Source organism: Crossiella sp. CA-258035 (genome assembly GCF_030064675.1).
Classification (GTDB): domain Bacteria; phylum Actinomycetota; class Actinomycetes; order Mycobacteriales; family Pseudonocardiaceae; genus Crossiella.
In genome coordinates this window covers 7715168-7740326 of the sequence record NZ_CP116413.1, presented here as the reverse complement: position 1 = coordinate 7740326, position 25159 = coordinate 7715168, and the positions used below count along the sequence as shown (strand labels likewise).

Below are 25159 nucleotides of genomic sequence, written 5' to 3'. Positions count from 1 at the left end.
AGCGCCAACGCGCCCACCGCGCGCAAGACCGTGTGCCGAACCGAGGGCCTGACCACCCAGAAGCTCCTTCTCACCGACTCCGCAGACCGTACCGCGAGCACCCCTCCCCTCCGGTCGTGATTCGGACAACCTCCACCCCGGCCCCGAGAACTCCAACCGCGACCCAGCCCAGGAGCTCCACCCACGAGCCCACCCACACCGACGCACTCCCGTCCCCGCCGGTTCGCTCGACCTGCGACCAGCCACGAGCTCGGCCCCGGCCCTGGCCCCTGCCCCGGCCCCTGCCCCTGCCCCGGCAGGCGATCAGGTCCGTGCCGCCGCCCCGCAGCTCCCGCCGCCTCGCAGCTCCCGCCGCCAGCCGCCCCCCGCTGCCAGCGGCCTCCATTGCCAGCGCCCTCCGCTGCCAGCGGCCACTCACTGCCCAGCGCCCCCCGCTTCCCAGCGGCCATCCGCCGCCCAGCGACTCCCGCTTCCCAGCGGCCACCATCGCCCAGCCACCAGCCACCAGCCACCAGCCACCAGCCGCCGCCCAGCTGCCACTCGCTGAAGTGGTCGCTGTCCGATGGTCGCCGCGCTCGGGTCCTCCGCACAGCGGTCACCCGCCCATTCGTCGCCCGTGCAAGCGGTGATCCGGCCCGGTGGTGGCCTGGCCTTCCCTCAGGCCGCTGCGCGACTCGGCGCAACCAGCCTGATGTGCTTCGACCCAGGCTCCCGCGTCTGCCTAGCTGTTCGAGCGCGCACGACGCGTCCGTCGGCGTGTGTGGCGGCTTGCCACGCCCGACTCGCCCACAGCGGGCCGCAGAGCTGGACGCGCTCGCCCCAGTTCAGGACACGCCGCAGGCGTCCGCGCCCTGGAGGGTGCCGGTGCGGAACACCCCGACCCGCTCGAAGCCGGTCGGTAGCCCGTGGCCGCCGGTGTCCCGGGCCGCGTAGTCGAAGCCCAGCAACACCTGCACGGCCTCGTCCAGGTCGCCCGGCGAGAGTCCAAAGGAGCTGTCGGACGGTCGCAACACTGAGCCGGTGTACGCCCCGGCCAGGCACAACGCCTGCTGCCCGGCCCGCTGCTCACCGACCGGGCGGCCCATAGCCGCTATCGCGGCCAGGCCGTACCGGGTCGCCAGCAACATGCCGGTGGCGTAGTCGCCGATGTCGTTGTGCAACGAGGTCGCCCGGTCCACGTCGATCGCGATCGACCCGTCCTGGCAGTAGGCGATCGGACCTTGTGTTCCTGGCGAGCACTCGCCGTTCACCGTGCCCCGCCGCACCAAGGGCGTCTGCCACGTGCGGCCGGCCTTGGTGACCAGGTTGCCGAAGAAGCCGGACAGGTTCGGTGTGACCGCGTCGAGCATGTCCTTGAACGGCAGGTTGCCGCCGCGCGCCCGGTCCACGAAGTCGGTGAAGGCTCGCTGGGTGAACTGGCGGTTCTGCGCGGTCATCCGTCCGCACAGCGCTGCCCCTTCCCGGTAGCCGTCCTGGAAGGCGGACACCCGGTCGAAGGCGTTGCCGTGCGCCGCGTCGTCGCTTTCCGAGGTGCCCACGGGATCCCGGAAACTGATCAACGCTTGCAGCGCGGCGTCCAGTTGGTCCGAGGTGACCCGCAGGTGCGGGGCTTTGCCGTCGGCCACCCAGCGGACGAACGTTCCGGCGTAGCAATCAGCCATGGCCTCCATGAGGATCGTCGGGTACTGCTCGGGTTGCTTGCGTTGTTCCTCCGCGCCCACCCCAGCCCGGTGGTGCACGGCGTGCCCGACCTCGTGTGCGAGGACCAGTACGACGGCGGCGTCGCCGTACTTGTCCCGCAGCACCGGCAGCAGAGCCGAGCGGTCCCAGGCGATCGCATCCACCGAGGCGCAGTAGAAGGCGTTTCCCTCCACTTCGATGGCCTGCGACGCGCAGGGTGGTGGCTTGGCGGACCGGTCGGTCGTGTCGACCGAGTAGTAACCACCGGCCAGCTCCTGCCAGGGCTTGCCGAACGTGGCCGGATAGGCCTGTCGCCAGTACTCGCCGATGTCGTTCACCGCCGTCGCGGCCAGCCGGTCGACCAGCCCGCCGTCGGTGCCGCGGACAAATCCGGGATCCACCGCGACCGAGTTGGTGGCGGCGACCGGACTGCCCGACACGGCCACGCTGCACCCGGCGACCAGCGCCGTGGTCAGGGCGAGCACAGCGAGACTGGGCCGCAACGATCGACGCCGGAGTGGTGGCCGCACTGGACCATTGTGCCGAGAACGGCGGCTGTTGTGGCCGATGCGGTGGCCACGAACATTCGCCGCGCCCTGCTAATGGTCCGGCTGGCCGGTCTGTTCAGGCGCTCCGCCAGAGGTGCGGACTGCTGGCGGTAGCGGCGGAAACCCGAATGGACACGGCCTGTGGCGCGTTGTGGCTGGAGAGTGCGGTGGACTCCTCAGCCGCGGCGTCTACCGGCGGAGGTCAGGCTGGTTGGGCTGCGCGAACTGGGGTCCCGGGCGTGTCGGCCACCTCCTCTCTGGCGAGGATGCGGCGCAGGGCGGTGGTCAGCGCCGCGGTCGGGTCGGAGGGTGCGGTGTCGGCGCGCCAGGCGACAAAGCCGTCCGGGCGGATGAGCAACGCGCCGTCCGGGGAAAGCTTGGTTGCGGCGAGCCACCTTTCGTTCTCGTCGACCACTGCACCGTGGTGTGGGTGCAGCAGCTGTGCCGTCACCGGCACGTCGAGGGAGCCGGCCGCTGCCTCCGCGGCAACGCACCACGTGCGTCCTGCCTGGCCGGTCAGGACGGTGAACTGGGACTGCACCAGATCAAGCGTGGAGACCCGGGTCCCGTTGTGGCGTACCCAGACGTGTGGCGCTCTGGTGCCAGGGGAACCGTCGAGGACGACCTCGGTCAGTGACGGCAGGTCGGTGCGTGGTGCGATCACCGCTCCGGCACCGTAGTGGTGGCCGACCTGCGCCACCAGGATCTCCGCGATGCCGAGCTCGCTGCGCTCGGCGACCTTGCTGAAGTCCCAGTGCAGGCGCCGGTTGATGCTGCGCAAGAGCACCTGCTCCATGGTGAACAGCGCCAGTGGCCTGCGTTCGACGTCGTAGGTGCCGAGCAGGGCCGGCCCCGCCTGACCGCGGTGCACCGCCGCGAGCTTCCACGCGAGGTTCTCCGCGTCGGCTATCCCGGTGTTGAGGCCGAAGCCGCCGGTTGGCGGGAGCACGTGGGCTGCGTCGCCGATCAAGAACACCCGTCCGGTGGAGAAGCGGTCGGCCACCAGCGCGGTGGACTGCCAGGGCAGCACACTGAGGATCTCGACCGCGACGCCGGCCTGGCCGATCGCCGCCTCGACCAGCTCCAGGCACCGTTCCGGCGGGAAGTCAGCTGGGCTCTGGCCGTTCGCCGGGTCGTACGGGATGTGGAAGGCGTACCGGTCCTGGCCGTCCACCGAGAACAGGGGGCCGGATGCCCGCGGGTTCCTGATGTCGTAGAGACCACCTGGCCGGTTGGCCAGCAGTGAGCCCAGGTCGGCGCGGAAGAGGATGTTGATCATGTGTCCGCCCAGCGGGCCCGGCCCGGTGGTGGTGATGTCGGCCCAGGAGCGGATGCGGCTGTGCGCGCCGTCCGCGGCCACCAGGTAGCCGGCGCGAATCCGGCCGCGTTCGCCGGTGGCGTGATCGAGGACGATCGCGGTCACGCCTTGCTCGTCCGGCTCAATCGCGCACACCTCGACGCCGAAGCGCACGGTGGCGCCCTGGCTGACCGCGGCCTCGAACAGCACCGGGTCCAACTGGTGCTGCGCGCGGTCGCCGCCGGTGACCGGACTGATCTCCTCGGCGGCGGCCTCCAAGCCGAAGAACCCTGACTCCGCGGTCTCAGGCGGACCCAGCGCGGCTACCTCGGCGAGGGTGGAGACGGTGACCCGGCCGGTCGGCGGCGGTCGCCGCGGCGTGGTGTGGATCGCCGGTTCGAGACCGGCCGCACGCAGGGGTTCGAGTCCTCGCAAGCTCACGCCAAGCGCGCGCGGATGGTTGGACAAGCCCGCTCTTCGTTCGACGACCAACGGCCTCATCCCTTGTCTGGCAAGGAAAACCGCCATTGACAGGCCGACCGTGCCCGCGCCGGTCACCAGCACGTTGACGTCCTCGTTGAACATGTCCATCCTCACTTTGGGCACGATGTTCCCGACTTGGAAACACTGTGCCCGTCGGCTAGGGTGGCTGTCAACCCGGCTGGACTGAGGACGAGCAATGAGTGGTGCGGACAACCCATTGCCCAGGGCTGACGTGGTGTGGACCCGGATCCCGGTGGTGGTGGAGCGGGTCCGCCGACCGAGCCTGACGGTGGAACGGATGGTGGACGCGGCAGTGCGGGTCGCGGACGCCGAAGGAGTGGACGCGGTGTCGATGCGGCGCCTGGCCACCGAGTTGGAGACAGGCACGACATCGCTGTACCGGCAACTGTCCGGAAAGGAGGATCTGCTTGAACTGATGGTCGACAGCGTCTACGGCGAATGCGCGTTGCCGGAGCAGCCCTCCGGTGACTGGCGGACAGACCTGAGCCTGGTCGCCACTGAAGGACGTCAGCTGATGCTGCGGCACTCCTGGCTCGTGTCCGTGGTCGGCAGCCGTCCGCCGATCGGGCCGAACGCCTTGCGGTACATGGACTTCGCACTCGCGGCGGCGCGCGGGGCGACGGAGGACGCCACCGAGGCGAGCGGGCTGGTCGACGCCGTGTCGAGCATGGTGCTCGGCGGAGTGGTGAACGAGGTCGCTGAGCGAGAGGCTCAGCGCCGCAGTGGCCAGGATGAGCGGCAGTGGCGCGAGACCGTGCAGCCGTACATCCAGCAGGTGGTTGAGAGCGGCCGGTATCCGGAGGTCACGCGACGGGTGCTGGACGCGGTGGACCGGACGCATGAGCAGCAGTTCGAGCTTGGGCTTGAGTTGCTGTTGAACGGCATCGCGGCGCGGATCGGCGCTGGTCAGCAGGCTTAGCATCCTCGCTGCGGGCTGCGGGCTGCGGGCTGCGGGCTGCGGGCTGCGGGCTGCGGGCTGCGGGCTGCGGGCTGCGGGCTGCGGGCTGCGGGCTGCGGGCTGCGGGCTGCGGGCTGCGGGCTGCGGGCTGCGGGCTGCGGGCCATGACGGCCTGACTCGGCGCGAAGCTGCCCCGGGCGCGGCTGGAGTGCGCAGTGAGACGGTGGCGGAGTGCGAGCCGGGTGGTGGACCGCCGAGCGGGTCCGTCGGGCGGGGCTCGGTGCCGCCTGCGGTAGAGAGCCGGGCGGCCGGGGTGTGGGTATTTCGCTGGCTGCTGGTGGATTGCGGCTGGTGTGATGCCTGCGCGGCTACTGGACGGCCGCTTGCGACTGGAGGATGTCGGTGGCCGGGTTTGTGGCTGAGGCGGGGCTGGCGGCGTATCTGGGCGACGACGAGGTGATCGACTTCCGGAGTCCGGTGGTGGGCTCGGTGGTGGAGCGGTTGCGCGCGTCGCACGGCGATGGGTACGCGCGGGCGGCGTTTGAGTGGGTTCGGGATGCGGTGACGCATTCGATGGATGTCGGGGATCGGCGGGTCACCTGGCGGGCTTCGGACGTGGCGGCGGTGGGGACTGGGCTTTGTTATGCCAAGTCGCATCTGCTGGTGGCCTTGTTGCGGGGGAACGGGATTCCGGCTGGGCTCTGCTATCAGCGGTTGGCTGATGGGGCTGGGGGGTTTGTGTTGCACGGGTTGGTTGGGGTTTGGGTGGCGGGGGAGGGGCGTTGGGCTCGGGTGGATCCTCGGGGGAACAAGCCGGGGGTGTGGACCGAGTACTCGTTGGGGGAAGAGCGGGTTGCGTACGTCGTGGACGAGGCGGCGGGGGAGGTCGACTATCCGACCGTGTACGTGTCGGGGCATCCCGTGGTTGTGGAGGCGTTGAAGAGCAGTTCGGATTGTGTGGAGCTGTGCGCGAGGGGGCTGCCTGGGGAGCTGTGACGAGGGCAGGGGCAGGGCGCGATGGAGCGCGAGAGGCACGGCGGGCCGGGGCGGCGCTGAATCAGGTGGGCGGGGGCAAGGCTGGATCAGCTGAGGGCCGGGCGAGGGTGGAGCAGGCGGATGGCTGGCCAGGCGGGGCCGACTAGTGGAGTGGCTGGCAGGCGGGGCCGACGAGGCGGATCGGCTGGCCAGGGGGCGGGCAGCGTGGCGCGGGGCGGGCACACAAGCGACGCTGAGGGGCGGCACACGAGTGGCGCTGCGTGGTGTGACGCGGGCGGGCGCGGAGCGGCGTTGCGTGGGGTGGCGTGGGGGGATGCGGGGCGACGCTGCGCGGTGTGGCGTGGCGAGTGCGGAGCGACGCTGCGGGGCGTGACGCGGCCGGTGCGGAGCGACGCTGCGGGGCGTGACGCGGCCGGTGCGGAGCGACGCTGCGCGGTGCGGCGAGGAGCAGCTGCCCGAACGGCGTTGGGTGACGTGGTGCGGGCCGGGTGCGGGCCGGGTACGAGCGAGCGCGAGGCGGGCTTGGCGCGGGTGGCTGGGCGGCGCGGGACGGAGCCCGGATGGGGACAGGGCTCGGAGTAGAGCTCGGGTGGTGTTCGCCGGGGTGGCGGGCTCGGGGCGGGGTGAGGTGGGTGATGGGGGGGTGTGGCGCCCCCCATCACCTCGGGTTAGGCGCCTTCGTAGGCGAGCCAGATGACGCCGTTGGGGGGGAGTTGGAGTTTGGCTGAGGCTGGGCGGCCGTGGTGGGGGTGGAGGGTGGCTTGGACGCCGCCCAGGTTCCCTATGCCGGAGCCGCCGTAGGTTTGTGCGTCTGTGTTGAGGATTTCTCGCCAGTGGCCGGCCAGGGGGAGGCCGATTCGGTAGTCGTGGTGGGGGTTGCCGGCGAAGTTGGTGATGCAGGCGACGGGGTTGCCGGTGTGGGTGTCGTAGCGGAGGAAGCTCAGGACGTTGCCTGCCGAGTCGTTGGCGTCGATCCAGGCGAAGCCTTCGGGGCTGGTGTCCTGGGTGTGCAGGGGCGGGTGGGCGCGGTAGGTGTGGTTGAGGTCCGCGACCAGGCGCTGCAGGCCCGCGTGCAGGGGGTCTTCCAGGAGGTGCCAGTCCAGGGAACGCGACTCCGACCACTCCGCGATCTGGCCGAACTCGCCGCCCATGAACAGCAGCTGCTTGCCGGGATGCGCCCACATGAAGGCGAGCAGGGTGCGCAGGCCGGCGGCCTTGTTCCAGTTGTCGCCGGGCATGCGGGTCCACAGCGAACCCTTGCCGTGCACCACCTCGTCGTGGGACAGGGGCAGGACGAAGTTCTCGCTCCAGGCGTAGACCAGGGCGAAGGTGACCTCGTTGTGGTGGTAGGACCTGTGCACCGGGTCGTGCTGGAGGTAGCGCAGGGTGTCGTGCATCCAGCCCATGTTCCACTTGAAGCCGAAGCCGAGGCCGCCGAGGTGGGTCGGGCGGGTGACGCCGGGCCAGGAGGTGGACTCCTCGGCGATCATGAGGATGCCGGGGTGTCGCTTGTAGACGGTGGCGTTGAGCTCCTGGAGGAACTGCACCGCGTCCAGGTTCTCCCGGCCGCCGTGGGCGTTGGGCAGCCACTGGCCCTCTTCGCGGGAGTAGTCCAGGTACAGCATCGAGGCGACCGCGTCCACGCGCAGGCCGTCGATGTGGAACTCCTCGATCCAGTACAGCGCGTTGGCCACCAGGAAGTTGCGGACCTCGGTGCGGCCGAAGTCGAAGACCAGCGTGCCCCAGTCGGGGTGTTCGCCGCGGCGCGGGTCGGCGTGCTCGTACAGCGGCTCGCCGTCGAAGCGGGCCAGGGCCCAGGCGTCCTTCGGGAAGTGCGCCGGGACCCAGTCGACGATGACGCCGATGCCGCGGGAGTGCAGGTGGTCGACGAAGTAGCGGAAGTCGTCGGGGGAGCCGAAGCGGGAGGTCGGCGCGTAGTAGCTGGTCACCTGGTAGCCCCAGGAGCCGCCGAAGGGGTGCTCGGCCACCGGCATCAGCTCGACGTGGGTGAAACCGGTCTGCTCCAGGTAGTCGCCCAGCTCCTTGGCCAGCTCGCGGTAGTCCAGGCCCGGCTTCCAGGAGCCCAGGTGCACCTCGTACACGCTGATCGCGCTGCGGCTCCAGTCCGTGGCCTCCCGCTTGACCAGCCACTCCGCGTCCACCCACTCGTGCCGGTCGACCGCGACCACGGAGGCGGTGGCCGGCGGGACCTCGGCAGCGAAGGCCAGCGGGTCGGCCTTCTCGTGCCAGGAGCCGTCGCGGCCCAGCAGCTTGAACTTGTACTTGGTGCCGGGCTGCACGCCGGGCACGAAGACCTCCCACACACCGCTGGAGCCCAGCGAGCGCATCGGGGTGGCCAGGCCGCTCCAGCCGTCGAAGTCGCCGCAGACCCGGACGCCGCGGGCATTGGGCGCCCACACCGCGAACGAGGTGCCGGTGACCAGGCCGTTGGGGGTCTCGTACCGGCGGTAGTGCGCGCCCAGGGCGTCCCACAGCCGCTCGTGCCTGCCCTCGCCGATCAGGTGCAGGTCGAGCTCGCCGAGGGTGGGCAGCCAGCGGTACGGGTCGTCGACGGTCTCGCTGTGGTCGCCGTAGGTGACTTCGAGGCGGTAGTCGCCGGGCGGGTGCGGGACCTGGCCGGAGAACAGGCCGTTGTCGCCGACCGGCGTCAGCGGGTACCGGCCGCCGTCCTGGAGCACCGCGACGGCGCTGGCGTGCGGTTTCAGCGCGCGCACCACCGTCCCGTCCTCGTGCGGGTGCGCGCCCAGCACCGAGTGCGGGTCGTGGTGCGAGCCGGTCAGCAGCCGCCGCACCTCGTCCGGGGGCGGGGCACAGGCGTCCAGGCTGGTCACGACGGTTCCTCTCCGGAGGTGATCCTGGCGATGGAGGACAGCGGGATGGGCAGCCACTCCGGCCGGTTGGCGTGCTCGTAGGCCACCTCGTAGACGGCCTTGTCCAGCTCCAGCGCGCGCAACAGCTCGGCGTGCTCCCTCGGATCGCCCGCGACCTCGGCGTAGCCCGCGCAGAACGCGGTCCGGTTGCGCTGCGCCCACTCCAGCGCGCGCACGGTCAGCTGGTGGTCGTCGGTGTGCCCGACCAGCCGCTGGTGCGCGGCGTAGTCGAAGGACCGCAGCATGCCCGCGACATCGCGCAGCGGCGAGCGCAGCTTGGCGCGCTCGGCCGCGGGGGCGGCGGGCTCGCCCTCGAAGTCGATCAGCACCCAGCCGGTGACCGTGCGCAGGCACTGGCCCAGGTGCAGGTCACCGTGCACGTGCTGGACCTCGACCGGCTCGTCGGCGGCCAGCGCCGCGTCGAAGGCCTTGCGCAGCGCCTCGGCGTGCTCGGCCAGCTCCGGCACGGACTCCAGCATGGTGTCCAGTCTGCGGTGCATCGCCTCGATGAGCGCGGTGAGCTCCTCGGCCGTGGCGAGCCTGCTCTCCGCCGCGCGGCGCAGGTCCGCGTGCACCTCGGCCACCGCGTGGCCCAGCCGCTGGGCCTCGCCGGCGAAGTCGCCGCCGACCTCGTCGGCGTGCAAGTCCGCCTCGGCCATCAGGTCCCGCACGCTAGCGGTGGCCATCGCCCAGCCGTCCGCCGCACCCTCCACAAAGGACTGCAACAGGCCGAGCGTGCCGTCGGGGGCGCTGATCGAGCCCAGCGGCGGCGCGATGTGCTCGCAGCCTGCCGAGGCCAGCGCCCGGTGCAGGGTCAGATCCCGGTTCTCGCCGGGCACCAGCTTGCGGAACAGCTTGAGGATGTACTGGCTGCCGTAGACCAGCGAGGTGTTGCTCTGCTCCGCGCCCACCGGCCGCCCGCGCAGGCCGGCGCTCAGCTCCACCCCCGGTTCCGGGGTGAACCGCAGGTCCTCGACCTCGCGGCCGGCCGCGATCAGCTCGAGCAGCTCAGCGGCCAGCTCCGGGTCCTGGCTGGCGTCGTAGCAGTCCCAGCCGTCCCAGGTGCAGACCCGGTGCGGCAGCAGCCAGTCCGGCAGCTCCGGCCGCGCGCCCAGCAGCAGCTGGTAGCGCTCCGGTGTCGTGCCCTGGTCGACCTCCACGATGGCCAGCACCAGGGTGGGGTCGTCGGCCAGCAGTGGGGTGAGCCGTCGCACGCGCACCCCGAGCACCGGCCGGTCCTTGCCGGCGAACCACCGCTGCCCCGGTAGCCAGTCGGGCAGCGCGCCGGTCAGGGCTTCCGGGAGGACGGTGAGGTCGAGCCGGGCTGAGGTCAACGGGCGTCACCACTTTCTGCCGTGGCGGCGATCTGGAACCAGTAGAAACCGTGCCCCGGCAGGGTGAGCAGGTACGGCAGCTCACCGATCGCCGGGAAGTGCACACCGCCGGTCAGCTCGATCGGGGTGCAGCCCGCGAACGCGGACAGGTCCAGCTCCACCGGCTGCGGGAACCGGGAGAGGTTGTTCACGCAGATGACCACGTCCTCCGGCTCAGTCTCCTCCTCCGGAGTCCAGCGCCGCAGGTAGGCCAGCACACTCGGGTTGGAGGAGCCCAGCTCGGTGAAGGTGCCCAGCCCGAAGGCCGGGTGCTCCTTGCGCACCTCGATCATCCGCCGGGTCCAGTGCAGCAGCGAGGAGGTGTTGTTCAGCTGCGCCTCGACGTTGACCGCCTGGTAGCCGTACACCGGGTCGTTGATCACCGGCAGGTTGACCCGGTTCGGGTCGCACTTGGAGAAGCCGGCGTTGCGGTCGGGCGTCCACTGCATCGGCGTGCGCACGCCGTCGCGGTCGCCGAGCCAGATGTTGTCGCCCATGCCGATCTCGTCGCCGTAGTACAGCACCGGCGAGCCCGGCAGCGACAGCAGCAGCGCGGTGAACAGCTCCTGCTGGTTGCGGTCGTTCTCCAGCAGCGGGGCCAGCCGCCGCCGGATGCCGATGTTCGCCTTCATCCGTGGATCCTTGGCGTACTCGGCGTACATGTAGTCGCGTTCCTCGTCGGTGACCATCTCCAGGGTCAGCTCGTCGTGGTTGCGCAGGAAGATGCCCCACTGGCAGCCGGACGGGATCGCGGGGGTCTGGGCCAGGATCTCCGAGATGGGGAAACGGCTTTCCCTGCGCACCGCCATGAAGATCCGCGGCATCAGCGGGAAGTGGAAGGCCATGTGGCACTCGTCGCCGCCCAGCTCGGTGTCGCCGAAGTACGGCACCACGTCGGCAGGCCACTGGTTCGCCTCGGCCAGCAGCACCCGGCCCGGGTACTCGTCGTCGACCACCTTGCGGCAGCGCTGCAGGAACGCGTGCGTCTTGGGCAGGTTCTCGCAGTTGGTGCCCTCCTCCTCGAACAGGTAGGGCACCGCGTCCAGCCGGAAACCGTCGATGCCGAGGTCCAGCCAGAACCGCAGCACGTCCAGCATTGCCTCCTGCACCGCGGGGTTCTCGTAGTTGAGGTCCGGCTGGTGGGAGAAGAACCGGTGCCAGTAGAACTGCCCGCGCACCGGGTCGTAGGTCCAGTTCGAGGTCTCGGTGTCGACGAAGATGATCCGCGCGTCGGCGTAGCGGGAGTCGTCGTCGCTCCAGACGTAGAAGTCGCCGTAGGGCCCGTCCGGGTCGCTGCGGGACTGCTGGAACCACGGGTGCGCGTCCGAGGTGTGGTTGAGCACCAGGTCGGTGATCACCCGGATGCCCCGCCGGTGCGCCTCGTCCAGCAGGTAGACGAAGTCGTCCACGTCGCCGAACTCCGGCAGCACCGCGCGGTAGTCGCTGATGTCGTACCCGCCGTCACGCAGCGGCGAGGCGTAGAACGGCGGCAGCCACAGGCAGTCCACCCCGAGCCAGCGCAGGTAGTCCAGCCGGCCGGCCAGCCCGCGCAGGTCCCCCGAGCCGTCCCCGTTGGAGTCGGAGAAGGCCCGGACCAGCGCCTCGTAGAACACCGCGCGCTGGAACCAGCCGGGCTCACGCGGGGCCAGCCGGGCATGCCGGAAGTCCTCCGCCTGGGGCTCGACCAGGTGGCCGTCCGCGGTCAGCGTCTCACCGGTGTGCGGGACACCCGCCAGGCCGGGCACTACGGTCATGGACGCCTCCACGCGGGTTTGGGTGGGCTTGGGCAATGACGACCAGCCTTCGTCAACTACGTGATCAACAGGTTTCGGCTCAGTGGCGTTGGATCGTCACGACATGGGCCACCGCGTGGTGCGGCTCCAGGCGGATGAAGTTCCCCTGGCCCCAGTCCCAGATGTCCCCGGTGACCTCATCGCGCGCGACAAAACGCTCTTCCCAGTCCATACCCAAAGCGGGCAGGTCCAACCACAACGTGCCCTCCTGGCCGTAGTTGGGGTCGAGGTTGACCACGACCACCACGGTGTCCCCGGTGGCCGGGTCCTGCTTGGAGTAGGCGATCAGCGCGTCGTTGTCCACGTGGTGGAAGTGCAGCGTGCGCAGCTGGTGCAGGGCCGGGTGCGCGCGGCGGATGCCGTTGAGGCGGCGCAGCCACGGCTCCAGCGACCGGCCCTCGGCCAGCGCCGCGGCGAAGTCGCGCGGGCGCAGCTCGTACTTCTCCGAGTCGAGGTACTCCTCGCTGCCCTCGCGCACCGCGGTGCCCTCGAAGAGCTCGTAGCCGGAGTAGACGCCCCAGCTCGGCGACAGCGTCGCGGCCAGCGCGGCCCTGATGGCGAACATCGCCGGGCCGCCGTGCTGCAACGACTCGTGCAGGATGTCCGGGGTGTTGACGAACAGGTTCGGCGTGGCCTCGTCGGCGTGCTCGACCAGGCTGACCCCGAAGTCGATCAGCTCCTGCTTGGCGGTGCGCCAGGTGAAGTAGGTGTAGTACTGGGTGAAGCCGCGGCGGGCCAGGCCGAACATCCGGGCCGGGCGGGTGAACGCCTCGGACAGGAACAGCACGTCCGGGTGGGACTGCTTGACCTGCCAGATCAGCCAGTGCCAGAAGTCCGGCGGCTTGGTGTGCGGGTTGTCCACCCGGAAGATCCGCACCCCGTGCTCGACCCAGTGCAGCACCACCCGCAGCACCTCGGCGTAGATGCCCTGCGGGTCGTTGTCGAAGTTGACCGGGTAGATGTCCTGGTACTTCTTCGGCGGGTTCTCCGCGTAGGCGATGGTGCCGTCCGGGCGCACGGTGAACCACTCCGGGTGCTCCCTGGCCCACGGGTGGTCCGGCGCGCACTGCAGCGCCAGGTCCAGCGCGACCTCCATGCCCAGCTCGCCCGCCCGGTGCACGAAGCCCTTGAAGTCCTCCAGGGTGCCCAGGTCCGGGTGGATGGCGTCGTGGCCGCCCTCGTCCGCGCCGATCGCCCACGGCGAGCCGGGGTCCTCGGGCACGGAGACCAGGCTGTTGTTCGGGCCCTTGCGGTTGATCCGGCCGATCGGGTGGATCGGCGGCAGGTAGACCACGTCGAAGCCCATGCCGGCCACCCGGTCCAGCGCCGCGGTGGCGGTGCTGAAGGTGCCGTGCACCGGCTTGCCGAACTCGTCCCAGCCGCCGGTGGAGCGCGGGAACAGCTCGTACCAGGAGCTGTACCTGGCGCGCTGCCGGTCCACCCACAGCTGCTGCCACTTGCCCTTGGTCAGCAGCTCGCGCACCGGGAACTCGTGCATGATGCGGCTGACCGGCTCGGACAGCGCGGCCGCGATCCGCTCCGGCAGCTGCCGGGCGGTGTCCCGCAGGCCGAGCGCGGCCGACATCAGCTGGGCCCGGTCGTTGCGCCGATCGGGTCGTTTGGCCACCCGTTCGAGCAGCCGGGCGCCGATCTCCAGGTCGTTGTCCAGCTCGGCCGCGGCCTGACCAGCGCCGACCTTGACCTCCACCGCGTGCCGCCAGGTGGCCCAGGGGTCGCTCCAGGCGTCGATCCGGAAGGTCCACATGCCGGGGCGGTCGGGCGTGACCACCGCCGCCCAGCGGTCCAGGCCGACGCCCTCGGGCACCATCCGGGTCTGCCGGGCCACCCGGTCGCCGGGGCCCTTCCACACCACGGTCGCCCCGAGCGCGTCGTGGCCCTCCCGCCAGACCGTGGCCTGCACCGGGACATGTTCGCCGGCAACGGTTTTGGCTGGGAAACGTCCGCAGTCGATGAGGGGGGAGACCTCGTCGATACCGAGCCGACCAGTCACCGGCGCCGCCCTTCGTCACGCTGGGGATTTGGGTAGTTGCAAGTCTGCCTGACTCGATCAAGCGCGCCGTCACCGGGTTCGGCGGCCAGATTCACACGTATTGGGTAGCCCGTTGTGCGTTGGCGCACACTCATCATGAGTGGGTTCCCCCGAGCGGTCCAGTCGGCAAACCAGGGCCTTGTGGACAGATTTCAGCCTGTGGATGGTGCAATTGTTTGCAGGCTGCGCTGGGAATGTTGCCATCGGTGCGGGGGTGCGGGATATGGTCCGCGTCCGTGAGAGCTCTGCGTCGCTTCACCGTCCGCGCCAGTCTGCCCGAGCCGATCGCCGCACTGGGGCGACTGGCGACCAACCTCCGCTGGGCCTGGCACCCACCGACCCAGGACCTGTTCGCCGCGGTCGACGAGACCATCTGGCAGGAGACCGGCGGCGACCCCATCCGGCTGCTCGCCCAGGTGCCGGTGGAACGACTCCAGCGGCTGGCCACCGACGAGAGCTTCCTCACCCGGCTCCGGGCCATCGACGACGACCTGCAGCGCTACCTCGGCCAGCCGCGCTGGTACCAGCGGCGGCAGGAGGAGATCGAGGGCGCCCAGGGCCTCGGCGAGCAGGGCCTGCCCGGCTCCATCGCCTACTTCTCGATGGAGTTCGGCGTCACCGAGGCGCTGCCCAACTACTCCGGCGGCCTCGGCGTGCTGGCCGGCGACCACCTCAAGGCCGCCTCCGACCTGGGTGTGCCGCTGATCGGCGTCGGGCTGCTCTACCGCTCCGGCTACTTCCGCCAGTCGCTGTCCCTGGACGGCTGGCAGGTCGAGCACTACCCGGTGCTGGACCCGCGCGGTCTGCCGCTGGAGCCGCTCACCGAGCCCTCCGGCGCGCCGATCCTGGTGCACGTGGCCATGCCGGCCGGCCGGGTGCTGCGCGCCCGGATCTGGAAGGCGCAGGTCGGCCGGGTGCCGCTGCTGTTGCTGGACTCCGACGTCGAGGACAACGACGACGACCTGCGCGGGGTCACCGACCGGCTCTACGGCGGCGACCAGAACCACCGCATCCGGCAGGAGATCCTGGCCGGGATCGGCGGGGTGCGCGCGGTCCGGGTCTTCTGCGAGCTGACCGGGCACCCGCAGCCCGAGGTCTTCCACACCAACGAGGGCCACGCCGGCTTCCTCGGCCTCGAACGCATCCGCGAGCTGGTCACCAGCGAGAACCTGGACTTCGACCAGGCGCTGTCCACCGTGCGCGCGGGCACCGTGTTCACCACGCACACCCCGGTGCCGGCCGGTATCGACCGCTTCCCGGTGGACCTGGTGCAGCACTACTTCGGCGCGCCCGGCAACGAGTCGGGCGGTCTGCTGCCCGGCATCCCGTCCGAGCGGGTGCTCGCGCTGGGCGCCGAGCAGAACCCCGGCATGTTCAACATGGCGCACATGGGCCTGCGGCTGGGCCAGCGCGCCAACGGCGTCTCCCAGCTGCACGGCAAGGTCAGCCGGGAGATGTTCAGCGGCCTGTGGCCGGGCTTCGACGTCAGCGAGGTGCCGATCGGCTCGGTCACCAACGGCGTGCACGGCCCGACCTGGGCGGCCACCGAGATCAGCAAGCTGCTCGGTGAGTCCGAAGTGGACAGTGGCGTCGGCCTCCGCGGCTTCGAGCCGGTCACCGACGCGCTGCTGTGGGAGCTGCGCTGCACGCTGCGCTCCCGCCTGGTGGAGGAGATCCGCCGCCGGGTCAAGGCATCCTGGCTGCAGCGCGGGGCCTCGGCGCTGGAGCTGGGCTGGACCGACTCGGTGTTCGACCCCGAGGTGCTCACCGTCGGCTTCGCCCGCCGGGTGCCCACCTACAAGCGGCTCACCCTGATGCTGCGCGACGCCGACCGGCTGCGCGAGCTGCTGCTGCACCCGGAACGCCCGGTGCAGCTGGTGGTCGCGGGCAAGTCGCACCCGGCCGACGACGGCGGCAAGGCGCTGATCCAGCAGATCGTGCGCTTCGCCGACGACGCGGGCGTGCGCCACCGGATCGTGTTCCTGCCCGACTACGACATGTCCATGGCCCGGTACCTGTACTGGGGCTGCGACGTGTGGCTGAACAACCCGCTGCGCCCGCTGGAGGCCTGCGGCACCTCCGGCATGAAGTCCGCGCTCAACGGCGGCCTCAACCTGTCCATCAGGGATGGCTGGTGGGACGAGTTCCACGACGGCAGCAACGGCTGGGCCATCCCCACCGCGGACGGCATCAGCGACCCCAACCGCCGCGACGACCTGGAGGCCACCGCGCTCTACGAGCTGCTCGGCAACCAGGTGGCCCCGCTGTTCTACGACCGCGGCGAGGACGGCGTGCCCGCGCAGTGGATGGCCATGGTCCGGCACACGCTGGCCTCGCTCGGCCCGAACGTGCAGGCCTCCCGGATGGTCAAGGAGTACGTCGAGAACTACTACGCGCCGGCCGGCCGTTCGGCGCACGCGGTGCGGGACAACGGTTTCGCCGGGGCCAGGGAGCTGACCGACTACCGGCACCGGATGCAGGCCGCGTGGAGCAGGGTGAAGGTGCTCGACACCGAGTTCGCCAGCAACGGCAGCTCGGCCACCCCGGTGCTCGGCGCGACCGTGCCGGTCACCGCGCGGGTCGAGCTGGCCGGGCTGGAACCGGCCGAGGTCGAGGTGCAGGCCGTGGTCGGCCGGGTGGACGACGCGGACGAGCTGCGCGACGTGGTGACCGTGCCGATGCGCTACGACGGCGACGGTCGGTACTTCGCCGAGGTGGAGCTGCCGTACGCGGGCTCGGCCGGGTACACGGTGCGGGTGCTGCCCCGGCACCCGCTGCTGGCCTCGGCGGCCGAGCTGGGCCGGGTGGTCCTGGCGGGCTGAGCGCTCACAGAGCAAGCCCCGAAAACGGTTCGCGGGAGAGGCGTGGCGCGCCAGCGACACGCCGGGCTCTTGACCCAGCGACGGGGTTGATTTTTTCGCGTCGTGTGTTCGTGACCCCGACACTCCGAAGCTTGCTTCGCGTGTGTCGGGGTCACGAACACACGACTCAGGAGCGAAAAAATCCCGCGCGCGGAGCGCGCCAATCAGACACTGAGCAGGGCGACACCCAGGTTCAGTGCTGTGGCGTACAGGAGCCACGCGAAATACGGCACCAGCAACCAGGTGGCCGCCCTGCTCACTTTGGCCGCGCTGCACAGGGTCACCCAGACCATCACGTCCAGGATCACGATCAGGGTCAGGGCCGGCCAGAGCCACTTCATGGCGAAGAAGATCGGCGTCCAGGCCAGGTTGAACATCAGCTGGGTCCACCACTGCCACAGGCCGCGGCTGACCTCCAGCGGGTGGGTGTCCCGGTGTTGCCAGAGCTGCCAGGCGGCCAGCGCGATCAGGCCGTACATCAGCGTCCAGATCGGCGGGAACAGCCAGTTCGGCGGGGTGAAGAAGGGCTTGGGTGCGGCGTTGTACCAGGCCGCGACGCCCGCCCTCGCGGAGACTCCGGCCACGCCCGCGACCAGGTAGCTGGCGAGCAGGAAGCCGATCAGGACGACCACGCTGCGCGGTCCGGAGGTCCAGGAGGCGCGGGGCGGCATGGCCCACAGCAGACCGCATCCGGCGGGAGGCGGCAAGCCGGGTCAGGTCACGCTGAGCCGCGCCCGGGTGCCCGCCACCCTCGGCCACCACGGCGCGAGCGTCTCGGCCTCGTCCAGGGCCAGCCGGGCGGCCCGGTTGTCGCCGGTGGCCATCAGGGCCCTGGCCAGGGTGGCCAGATCGTCGGCGCGGCTGAGGGTGGCGCCGCTGTTGCGGGCGCCGGAGCGGGCCAGGGTGGCCGCGCGGTCGGCGTTGCCGGCCAGCAGCTCCAGCAGGGCCTTGGTGCCGGTGAGCTTGAAGCCCGGGTAGCCGAGCTGTTCGGCGTCGTCCACGGCCTGGCGGGCGGTGGGCAGGCCGGTGGCCGCGTCCAGTTGGCCGACCTCCACCGCGTTCGCGGTCAGCGCGGCCAGTGAGGCCAGCGCGAAGGCCAGGTCCCGTGGCTCCTGGGCCGGGTCGGAGACCAGGCCGATGGTCAGTGCGAGCGCCTCGGCGTAGCGGCCGCGGGCCTCCAGCAGCGCGATCCGGGTCGCGGTGGTGGTGCGCCGTCCCGGGTGCTCCCTGGACAGTTCCGCGGTCAGCGCCTCCGCGGTCTCCAGGTCACCGCCGTTGACCGCGTCGATGGCCTCGTTGACCAGCGGCGCGGACTGCCATTCCGCGACCCGGTGCCGGGGCAGCTTCGGCAGCTGGAACAGCAGCCAGCCGGTGGAGGTGGTGCCCGCGTCGCGGCGCGGCAGCAGGCAGTGCGCGCCGGTGGCCAGCGCGCCGATGAGCAACCCGCGCCCGAACGGCGTGTCCAGCACGGTGGTCATGGCCAGCACGGCCGCGCCGCCGCCGATCGCGGAGGCCACGCCGGCCAGCCACATCCGGCACCGCGCGGGCGCCGCGCCAGGCCCGACCGAGACGCCGAGCATGATCGGCAACAGCCGCACCGACACGGTCCGCCGCGGCGTGCGCAGCTCGTAGACCCTGGCCCCCAGCCCCACCACCACGTCGTGCACCCGCACCCGCAGCGTCAGCGCGCCGAGCAGCAGGCCCAGCTGCAGCGCCATGAGTTCGGCCAGCATGCCGACCACCGCGCCGAGCAGCCCGGCGACCGCCGGATCGAGGGCACGCTCCACGGCCACCACGGCGATGGCCGCGGAGGCGAGGAACATCCGTCCGGGTCGGATCGGGCGAGTCAGGGAGCCCATGCTCTCGAGACGGTACGCGGTACCCGGGGGTTCCGTCGGGCGTCAGGACGTATGCGAGGGTGGCAAGGTCCGCCCGATCGGGCAGTGGCGGTCCTTGCCGGTGCGCGTGGGCGTGCTAAGGCCGTCCGGCACCCACCTGCCCTTTCGGGCGGCCGGACGGCCGGCGGCGCACACCCAGGAGCTGGACCGGAACTGGTCAGGGCCGACTCAGGCCACCGCTGTCCCTGGGGCGCAACCGGATTGCCGCCCCATCGGGCGGGTTCCCCTTGACCCCGGGGAAAAGCGCTGGACAGCGTTCACGGCACCGCGGGCGTGCCGCCCGGCACCACCGGCAGCCCGGCCGCCTTCCAGCCGCGGAAGCCGCCGACCAGGTCGGTGGCCCGGCGCAGGCCCAGCCGCTGGGCGTCCCTGGCGGCCAGGCTGGAGGCGTAGCCCTCGTTGCACACGATGATCACCGGGCGGTCCGCGGTCAGCCCGGGCAGCCGGAACTCGCCGTGCGGGTCCAGCCGCCACTCCAGCACGATCCGCTCCACCGGCACCGCGTCCGGGATCTCGCCCTCGGCGGCCCGGTTGGCGATCGGGCGGATGTCCACCACCAGCGCGCCTGCCCGGCGCAGCTCCTCGGCGGCGGCCGGCTCCACCCGGTCCAGCACGGCACGGGCCTCGGCGAGCAGGTCCTCGGCGGTCGCGGTCATCAGGAGTCCTTTCGGGGTTCGGGCACCGCGGTGTACTCGGTCAGGCTGGCGTACTCCGTGGTCGGCAGCAGCGGCGGCGAGTAGGCGTGCACGCTGGCCGCGCCGATCGCGCCCAGGTTGCGCACCTGGTGCGCGCGGCCGCGGCCGAAGGCGACCGTGTCACCGGTGGCCCTGGTGGCCGAGCGGACCGGGCCGCCCGGGTAGCGGTAGTCCTCGCGCAGCTCGCCCAGCAGCACGGTGAACGAGCCGGACGCGCCGCCGTGGTCGTGCGGCGCGGTGCCCTGGTCCTGGGCCCAGGACAGCAGCCACAGCTCCACGCCCTCGGTCAGCGCCAGCCGCGCCCACCAGCGCTGTTCCTGGCCGAACTCCAGGATCTCCAGCAGCGGCGTGGTCAGCTCGCTGGCCACCGTGCTGGTCAGCGAGCGCAGCTCCTGCGGGGTCCACAGCGGGCGGCGCGGGTGCAGCAGGTCGTGCAGGTAGGGCAGGTCCAGCCGGGGGTGGACATCGGGTCGGGACAGGGAAGTGGTCACGTGCTCGCTCCAGGTCGCGGATGGCTTCGGGGTGCGGAGCCAGACGCGGCGCGGCGCTGGTCCCGGACGCGGGAACCAGCGAGTGGAGAGGGTGACGCCGAGCGGAGAGAGGGCTCAGCGGCCGCGCCGCGTCAGCGGACACACGCAGCTGGCGACCCGGAGCAGGTCGACAGTGCGGTCACGCCACAGCGGCGGGCAGATCATGGCTGAATGGTGCCAGAAACCCGGCCCGGTTGTCAGCGGTGTCTCACCTGGTGGCCCGCAGCAACATCAAGGTCCGGCCGGGCACCGGCAGCGGCGTGCCCGGCGCCAGCGGGCCGGGCAGCGCGGGCGCGCCGTCGGCCGAGCCGGTGTCCAGCACCTGCTCGAAGCAGCTCGCGTAGCTCGGTCCCGGCAGCACGAACTCCACCGGCGCGGCGTCGGCGTGCAGCACCAGCAGCCAGGAGTGGTCCTCGGCCTGCGCGCCGGAACGGGTGTGGCTGCGGCAGTCCGCGCCGTCGATCCACATGCCCAGGGTGTGCCGGGACCCGTCGAACCAGTCCGTCTCGGCCATCTCCTGCCCGTCCGGGCGCAGCCACACCAGGTCCGGCTCGTCCTCCGGTGTGGTCCGGCCCTCGAAGAACTCGGCCTGCCGCAGCGCGGGGCACTCCCGCCGCAGCGCGATCAGCCGCCGGGTGAAGGCGAGCATGGCGAAGGCGGGCGAGCCGGGCACGGTCGGCCCGGTCCAGTCCAGCCAGGAGGTCTCGTTGTCCTGGCAGTAGGCGTTGTTGTTGCCGCCCTGGGTCCGCCACAGCTCGTCGCCCGCGGTCAGCATCGGCACCCCGGTGGACAGCAGCAGCGAGCCCATCAGGTTGCGGGCCTGCCGGGCGCGCAGCGCGAGCACCGCGCCGTCGGCGGTCTCGCCCTCCACGCCGTGGTTCCAGGACCGGTTGTCATTGGCCCCGTCCCGGTTGCCCTCGCCGTTGGCCTCGTTGTGCTTGTCGTTGTAGGAGACCAGGTCGCGCAGGGTGAAGCCGTCGTGCGCGGTGACGAAGTTCACCGACTGCCACGGCCGCCTGCCGTCGTCGGCGTAGAGGTCGGAGGAGCCGGTGAGCCGGTAGGCCAGGTCGCGCACGTCGGTGCTGGCCCGCCAGAAGTCCCGCACGGTGTCCCGGAACCGGCCGTTCCACTCCGCCCACTGCACGCCGAAGTCGCCCACCTTGTAGCCCTCGCCGGTGGCGTCCCAGGGCTCGGCGATCAGCTTGGTCTGGCACAGCAGCGGGTCGGTGGTGATCGCGGTGAGCAGCGCCGCGTGCCGGTCGAACGCGCCGCCACCGGGCCGTCCCAGCACGCTGGCCAGGTCGAACCGGAACCCGTCCACGCCCAGCTCGCCCGCCCAGTAGCGCAGCGAGTCGGTGACCAGCCGGACCACCGTGGGCGAGCCGGCGTCAAGGGTGTTGCCGCAGCCGGTCAGGTCGAAGCCGCCGCCGCCCGGGCCGTGCAGGTAGTAGGCGGGGGCGTCCAGGCCGCGGAAGCTCAGCGTCGGGCCGTCCAGGCCGCCCTCGCAGGTGTGGTTGAACACCACGTCCAGCAACACCTCGATGCCGGCCTCGTGCAGCGCGGCGACCATGGCGCGGAACTCCTCGACCTCCCGGCCCGGCTCGCTGGCGTAGGCCGCGTGCGGGGCCAGGAAGCCCAGCGTGGAGTAGCCCCAGTAGTTGTGCCGCCCGGCGCGGGCCAGCGCGGGCTCGTCGGCGAAGGCGTGCACCGGCAGCAGCTCCACCGCGGTCACGCCCAGCCGCACCAGGTGCTCGACGACCACCGGGTGGGCCAGGCCGAGGTAGGTGCCGCGCAGGTGCTCGGGCACCGCGGGGTGGCGCTGGGTGAAGCCGCGCACGTGCAGCTCGTAGACGACGGTCTCCTGCCACGGCACGTTCGGCCGTGGCCCGGTGGCCGGCCCGCCGGGCGCGGTGACCACCGACAGCGGCACGCTGCCCAGGGAGTCCACCGCGGACGGGACGCCGCCCATCGGGTCCTCACCCAGATGGCCCAGCGTTGCGTCCATATCGGTGACCGTGCCGCTGATCCGCCGGGCGTAGGGGTCGACCAGGATCTTGGCCGGGTTGCAGCGCACCCCCCGGTGGGGCTCGTACGGCCCGTGCACCCGGTAGCCGTAGCGCTGGCCGGGCGCCACGCCGGGGATGAGGCCGTGCCAGACGCCGAAGGTCCGCTGGGTCAGCTCGAACCGCCGCTCCACCAGGCGGCCGTCCGGCCCGTCGTCCACCAGGCACACCTCGACTGCCTCGGCGGAGGCCGACGCCACCGCGAAGCGGACCCCGCCGGGTTCCGGATGCGCGCCGAGCGGGAACGGCGCGCCGGCGAGCACCTGGGTCTCGTCGTCGGCAGTCATGCCCTTGATCTTGCCTCCTCCGGGGCCGGTTGCGGGAGCGTCGAGGGGACAGCCTGCCTCCCCGGTGGACGGGCCCGCGAGCGGGATGACAAGAATGGGGTCCGTGACCGAGCACGGCGGGCTGCCGGCCAGCGGGGCCAACGGTGTCGATGTAACCGATCTGGTGGTGCGCATGGACACCGTGGGTGTCCGAAGAGGGCGCACCACGCTGGTCCGTGGGATTGACTGGCAAGTGGAGCTGGACGAGCGCTGGGTGGTGCTCGGCCCGAACGGGGCCGGCAAGACCACCCTGCTGCGCCTGGCCGGGGCGGAGATGCATCCGACCTACGGGACGGTGCACGTCCTGGGCGAGAAGATCGGCCGCACCGACGTCTTCGAGCTGCGCCCCAGGATCGGCTTCTGCTCCGCCGCGCTGGCCGCCAGGGTGCCCGGCGAGGAGCTGGTGCGGGACCTGGTGGTCAGCGCCGGGTACGCGGTGCTGGGCCGCTGGCGCGAGGACTACGACCAGCAGGACACCCGCCGCGCCGACGAGCTGCTCAAGGCCATGGGCATCGCGCACCTGGGCGACCGGACCTTCGGCACCCTCAGCGAGGGCGAGCGCAAGCGCACGCTGATCGCCCGCGCGCTGATGACCGACCCGGAGATGCTGCTGCTCGACGAGCCGGCCGCCGGCCTGGACCTGGGCGGCCGGGAGGACCTGGTGGCCCGGCTGTCGGAGCTGGCCATGGATCCGGACGCGCCGGCCATGGTGCTGGTGACCCACCACGTGGAGGAGATCCCGCCGGGCTTCACGCACGCGCTGCTGCTGCGCGAGGGCGGCGTGGTGGCCCAGGGCCTGCTGGACGACGTGCTGACCGAGCAGAACCTCTCGGCCGCCTTCGGCCAGAACCTGACCCTGCGGCGCGACGGCGACCGATTCTTCGCCTGGCGCAAGTGAGCGGTGGCGCCAGGCGGGTTACTGCGCGGTAGCCTTCTTTCGTAAGCCTGTGGTCAGCGCGAGGAGGGCACCAGCGTGGGTGAGTTCGTCAGGCTCGAAGTCGACGGCGGGGTGGGCACCATCCGGTTGGACCGGCCGCCGATGAACGCGCTGAACAAGCAGGTCCAGGAGGAGATCCGGGCCGCCGCGACCGAGGCTGCCACCAGGGACGACGTCCGCGCGGTGATCGTCTACGGCGGCGCGAAGGTGTTCGCCGCCGGTGGGGACATCAAAGAGATGGCGGACATGTCCTACGCGGAGATGTCCGCGCGAGCCGGGGCGCTGAGCTCCTCGTTCGCCGCGGTGGCGCAGATCCCGAAGCCGACCGTGGCCGCGATCACCGGGTACGCGCTCGGTGGCGGGCTCGAGCTGGCGCTGTGCTGTGACCGGCGGATCGCCGGGGACAACGCGAAGCTGGGGCAGCCGGAGATCCTGCTCGGCATCATTCCCGGCGCGGGCGGCACCCAGCGGCTGGCCAGGCTGGTCGGGCCGAGCAAGGCCAAGGACATCGTGTTCACCGGGCGGTTCGTCGGCGCCGAGGAGGCGCTGCGGATCGGCATGGTGGACGAGGTGGTCGGGCCGGAGGACGTCTACGCCGCCGCGCTGCGCTACGTCGGGCAGTTCGTCAACGGTCCGGCCGCCGCGCTGGCCGCGGCCAAGGCCGCCATCGACGGCGGGTTGGACAACGACCTCGGCAGCGGGCTGAAGCTGGAGAGCCACCTGTTCGCCGCGCTGTTCGCCACCGAGGACCAGAAGATCGGCATGCGTTCGTTCGTGGAGAACGGTCCCGGAAAGGCGAAGTTCGTTGGCCGCTGACCCCACCCCCAACCCGCACGCCACGGCCGAAGAGGTCGAGGCGGCTTTCCGGGATCCCAAGCTCGCCAACGTGCTCTACCACGACTGGGAGGCGGGCACCTACGACGAGAAGTGGTCCATCTCCTACGACGAGCGCTGCATCGACTACGCGGTCGGCCGGTTCAAGATCGCGGCCGGTGACGCGGGCCCGTACGAGCACGCCATGGAGCTGGGCTCGGGCACCGGGTTCTTCCTGCTCAACCTGATGCAGGGCGGGGTGGCCAAGAAGGGCTCGGTCACCGACCTCTCGCCGGGCATGGTCGAGGTCGCGCTGCGCAACGCCAAGAGCCTGGACCTGGACGTGGACGGCCGGGTCGCCGACGCCGAGCGCATCCCGTACGAGGACGAGAGCTTCGACCTGGTGGTCGGGCACGCGGTGCTGCACCACATCCCGGACGTGCAGGCCGCCTTCGCCGAGGTGCTGCGGGTGCTCAAGCCCGGCGGCCGGTTCGTCTTCGCCGGTGAGCCGACCAAGGTCGGCGACTTCTACGCCCGCCGCCTCGGCCGCCTGACCTGGTGGCTGACCACCAACCTGACCAAGCTGCCGGTGCTGGACTCCTGGCGCCGTCCGCAGGCCGAGCTGGACGAGTCGTCCAGGGCCGCGGCCCTGGAGGCCGTGGTGGACCTGCACACCTTCGACCCGACCGAGCTGGAGCGGATGGCCCGCGCGGCCGGCGCGACCGGGGTGAAGGCGAGCACCGAGGAGCTGACCGCGGCCCTGTTCGGCTGGCCGGTGCGCACCTTCGAGGCCGCGGTGCCCAGGGAGAAGCTCGGCTTCAACTGGGCGATGTTCGCCTACCGCACCTGGCAGCGACTGTCCTGGGTGGACGAGAAGCTGCTCACCGGGATCATCCCCCGGGAGGCCTTCTACAACGTGCTGATCACCGGCACCAAGCCCTAGCTGGTAGCCGCGACCTCGCGGTGGGTGGCCATTTGCCGTTCACCGCGGGGTGACGGCCGCCGC

General features: G+C 71.6%; 17 protein-coding genes. 6 read left to right on the top strand and 11 right to left on the bottom strand.

The features are described 5' to 3' along the window. Window positions 1–824: 824 nt before the first annotated feature. On the bottom strand, window positions 825–2165 hold the full coding sequence (locus N8J89_RS34800) for a neutral zinc metallopeptidase (protein WP_283661189.1): 1341 nt from the start codon (window positions 2163–2165) through the stop codon (window positions 825–827). Between the two features lie 265 nt (window positions 2166–2430). Then, a complete protein-coding gene (locus N8J89_RS34795; protein WP_283666326.1) occupies window positions 2431–4110 on the bottom strand; it encodes an FAD-dependent monooxygenase in 1680 nt (559 codons plus the stop codon). A gap of 94 nt (window positions 4111–4204) precedes the next feature. Between N8J89_RS34795 and N8J89_RS34790 the strand changes: the two genes are divergently transcribed. Then, window positions 4205–4948, top strand: a complete 744-nt coding sequence (locus tag N8J89_RS34790; protein ID WP_283661188.1) for a TetR/AcrR family transcriptional regulator — start codon at window positions 4205–4207, stop codon at window positions 4946–4948. Between the two features lie 381 nt (window positions 4949–5329). Continuing rightward, window positions 5330–5923: a transglutaminase-like domain-containing protein gene (locus N8J89_RS34785; protein WP_283661187.1), complete on the top strand. Its 594-nt coding sequence runs from the start codon at window positions 5330–5332 to the stop codon at window positions 5921–5923. A gap of 668 nt (window positions 5924–6591) precedes the next feature. On the opposite strand, the gene glgB is transcribed toward N8J89_RS34785, so the two are convergent. The 4 genes from glgB to N8J89_RS34765 form a co-directional block, all read right to left on the bottom strand. Continuing rightward, window positions 6592–8775, bottom strand: coding sequence for a 1,4-alpha-glucan branching protein GlgB (glgB, locus tag N8J89_RS34780; protein ID WP_283661186.1), 2184 nt, complete (start codon window positions 8773–8775; stop codon window positions 6592–6594). Continuing rightward, window positions 8772–10148, bottom strand: coding sequence for a maltokinase N-terminal cap-like domain-containing protein (locus tag N8J89_RS34775; RefSeq protein WP_283661185.1), 1377 nt, complete (start codon window positions 10146–10148; stop codon window positions 8772–8774). The genes glgB and N8J89_RS34775 overlap by 4 nt, the downstream gene beginning before the upstream one ends. Further along, window positions 10145–11941: a maltose alpha-D-glucosyltransferase gene (gene treS, locus N8J89_RS34770; RefSeq protein WP_283661184.1), complete on the bottom strand. Its 1797-nt coding sequence runs from the start codon at window positions 11939–11941 to the stop codon at window positions 10145–10147. Before treS ends, N8J89_RS34775 begins: the two co-directional genes overlap by 4 nt. Window positions 11942–12020: 79 nt before the next feature. Continuing rightward, complete coding sequence (locus tag N8J89_RS34765; protein WP_283661183.1) at window positions 12021–13991, bottom strand: alpha-1,4-glucan--maltose-1-phosphate maltosyltransferase; 1971 nt, start codon at window positions 13989–13991, stop codon at window positions 12021–12023. A 275-nt stretch (window positions 13992–14266) separates the two neighbouring features. Between N8J89_RS34765 and glgP the strand changes: the two genes are divergently transcribed. Further along, a complete protein-coding gene (gene glgP / locus N8J89_RS34760) occupies window positions 14267–16852 on the top strand; it encodes an alpha-glucan family phosphorylase (protein WP_283661182.1) in 2586 nt (861 codons plus the stop codon). A 203-nt stretch (window positions 16853–17055) separates the two neighbouring features. Here the strand turns inward: glgP and N8J89_RS34755 are convergent, their stop codons facing one another. The 5 genes from N8J89_RS34755 to glgX form a co-directional block, all read right to left on the bottom strand. After that, window positions 17056–17562 (bottom strand): TspO/MBR family protein, encoded by a 507-nt coding sequence (locus N8J89_RS34755; protein WP_283661181.1) that lies wholly within the window; start codon window positions 17560–17562, stop codon window positions 17056–17058. A gap of 42 nt (window positions 17563–17604) precedes the next feature. Further along, complete coding sequence (locus N8J89_RS34750; RefSeq protein WP_283661180.1) at window positions 17605–18750, bottom strand: hypothetical protein; 1146 nt, start codon at window positions 18748–18750, stop codon at window positions 17605–17607. A 296-nt stretch (window positions 18751–19046) separates the two neighbouring features. After that, window positions 19047–19445: a rhodanese-like domain-containing protein gene (locus N8J89_RS34745; RefSeq protein WP_283661179.1), complete on the bottom strand. Its 399-nt coding sequence runs from the start codon at window positions 19443–19445 to the stop codon at window positions 19047–19049. Beyond that, on the bottom strand, window positions 19445–19975 hold the full coding sequence (locus tag N8J89_RS34740; protein ID WP_283661178.1) for a cysteine dioxygenase: 531 nt from the start codon (window positions 19973–19975) through the stop codon (window positions 19445–19447). The genes N8J89_RS34745 and N8J89_RS34740 overlap by 1 nt, the downstream gene beginning before the upstream one ends. A gap of 247 nt (window positions 19976–20222) precedes the next feature. Beyond that, complete coding sequence (gene glgX, locus N8J89_RS34735) at window positions 20223–22364, bottom strand: glycogen debranching protein GlgX (protein ID WP_283661177.1); 2142 nt, start codon at window positions 22362–22364, stop codon at window positions 20223–20225. A gap of 172 nt (window positions 22365–22536) precedes the next feature. Between glgX and N8J89_RS34730 the strand changes: the two genes are divergently transcribed. From N8J89_RS34730 to N8J89_RS34720, 3 genes are all read left to right on the top strand, one after another. Continuing rightward, complete coding sequence (locus N8J89_RS34730; RefSeq protein ID WP_252485054.1) at window positions 22537–23301, top strand: ABC transporter ATP-binding protein; 765 nt, start codon at window positions 22537–22539, stop codon at window positions 23299–23301. A 75-nt stretch (window positions 23302–23376) separates the two neighbouring features. Then, entirely contained in the window at window positions 23377–24156 is a 780-nt protein-coding gene (locus N8J89_RS34725; RefSeq protein WP_283661176.1) for an enoyl-CoA hydratase/isomerase family protein, read from the top strand. After that, window positions 24146–25096, top strand: a complete 951-nt coding sequence (locus tag N8J89_RS34720; protein ID WP_283661175.1) for a class I SAM-dependent methyltransferase — start codon at window positions 24146–24148, stop codon at window positions 25094–25096. The genes N8J89_RS34725 and N8J89_RS34720 overlap by 11 nt, the downstream gene beginning before the upstream one ends. Window positions 25097–25159 lie beyond the last annotated feature (63 nt).

What these genes read in the sequence shown, in the direction of transcription:
- N8J89_RS34795 (WP_283666326.1), bottom strand. Translation starts at nt 4,110, where the DNA reads ATGTTCAACGAGGACGTCAACGTGCTGGTGACCGGCGCGGGCACGGTC.
- N8J89_RS34790 (WP_283661188.1), top strand. Translation starts at nt 4,205, where the DNA reads ATGAGTGGTGCGGACAACCCATTGCCCAGGGCTGACGTGGTGTGGACC.
- treS (WP_283661184.1), bottom strand. Translation starts at nt 11,941, where the DNA reads ATGACCGTAGTGCCCGGCCTGGCGGGTGTCCCGCACACCGGTGAGACG.
- N8J89_RS34755 (WP_283661181.1), bottom strand. Translation starts at nt 17,562, where the DNA reads ATGCCGCCCCGCGCCTCCTGGACCTCCGGACCGCGCAGCGTGGTCGTC.
- N8J89_RS34750 (WP_283661180.1), bottom strand. Translation starts at nt 18,750, where the DNA reads ATGGGCTCCCTGACTCGCCCGATCCGACCCGGACGGATGTTCCTCGCC.
- N8J89_RS34745 (WP_283661179.1), bottom strand. Translation starts at nt 19,445, where the DNA reads ATGACCGCGACCGCCGAGGACCTGCTCGCCGAGGCCCGTGCCGTGCTG.
- glgX (WP_283661177.1), bottom strand. Translation starts at nt 22,364, where the DNA reads ATGACTGCCGACGACGAGACCCAGGTGCTCGCCGGCGCGCCGTTCCCG.
- N8J89_RS34730 (WP_252485054.1), top strand. Translation starts at nt 22,537, where the DNA reads ATGGACACCGTGGGTGTCCGAAGAGGGCGCACCACGCTGGTCCGTGGG.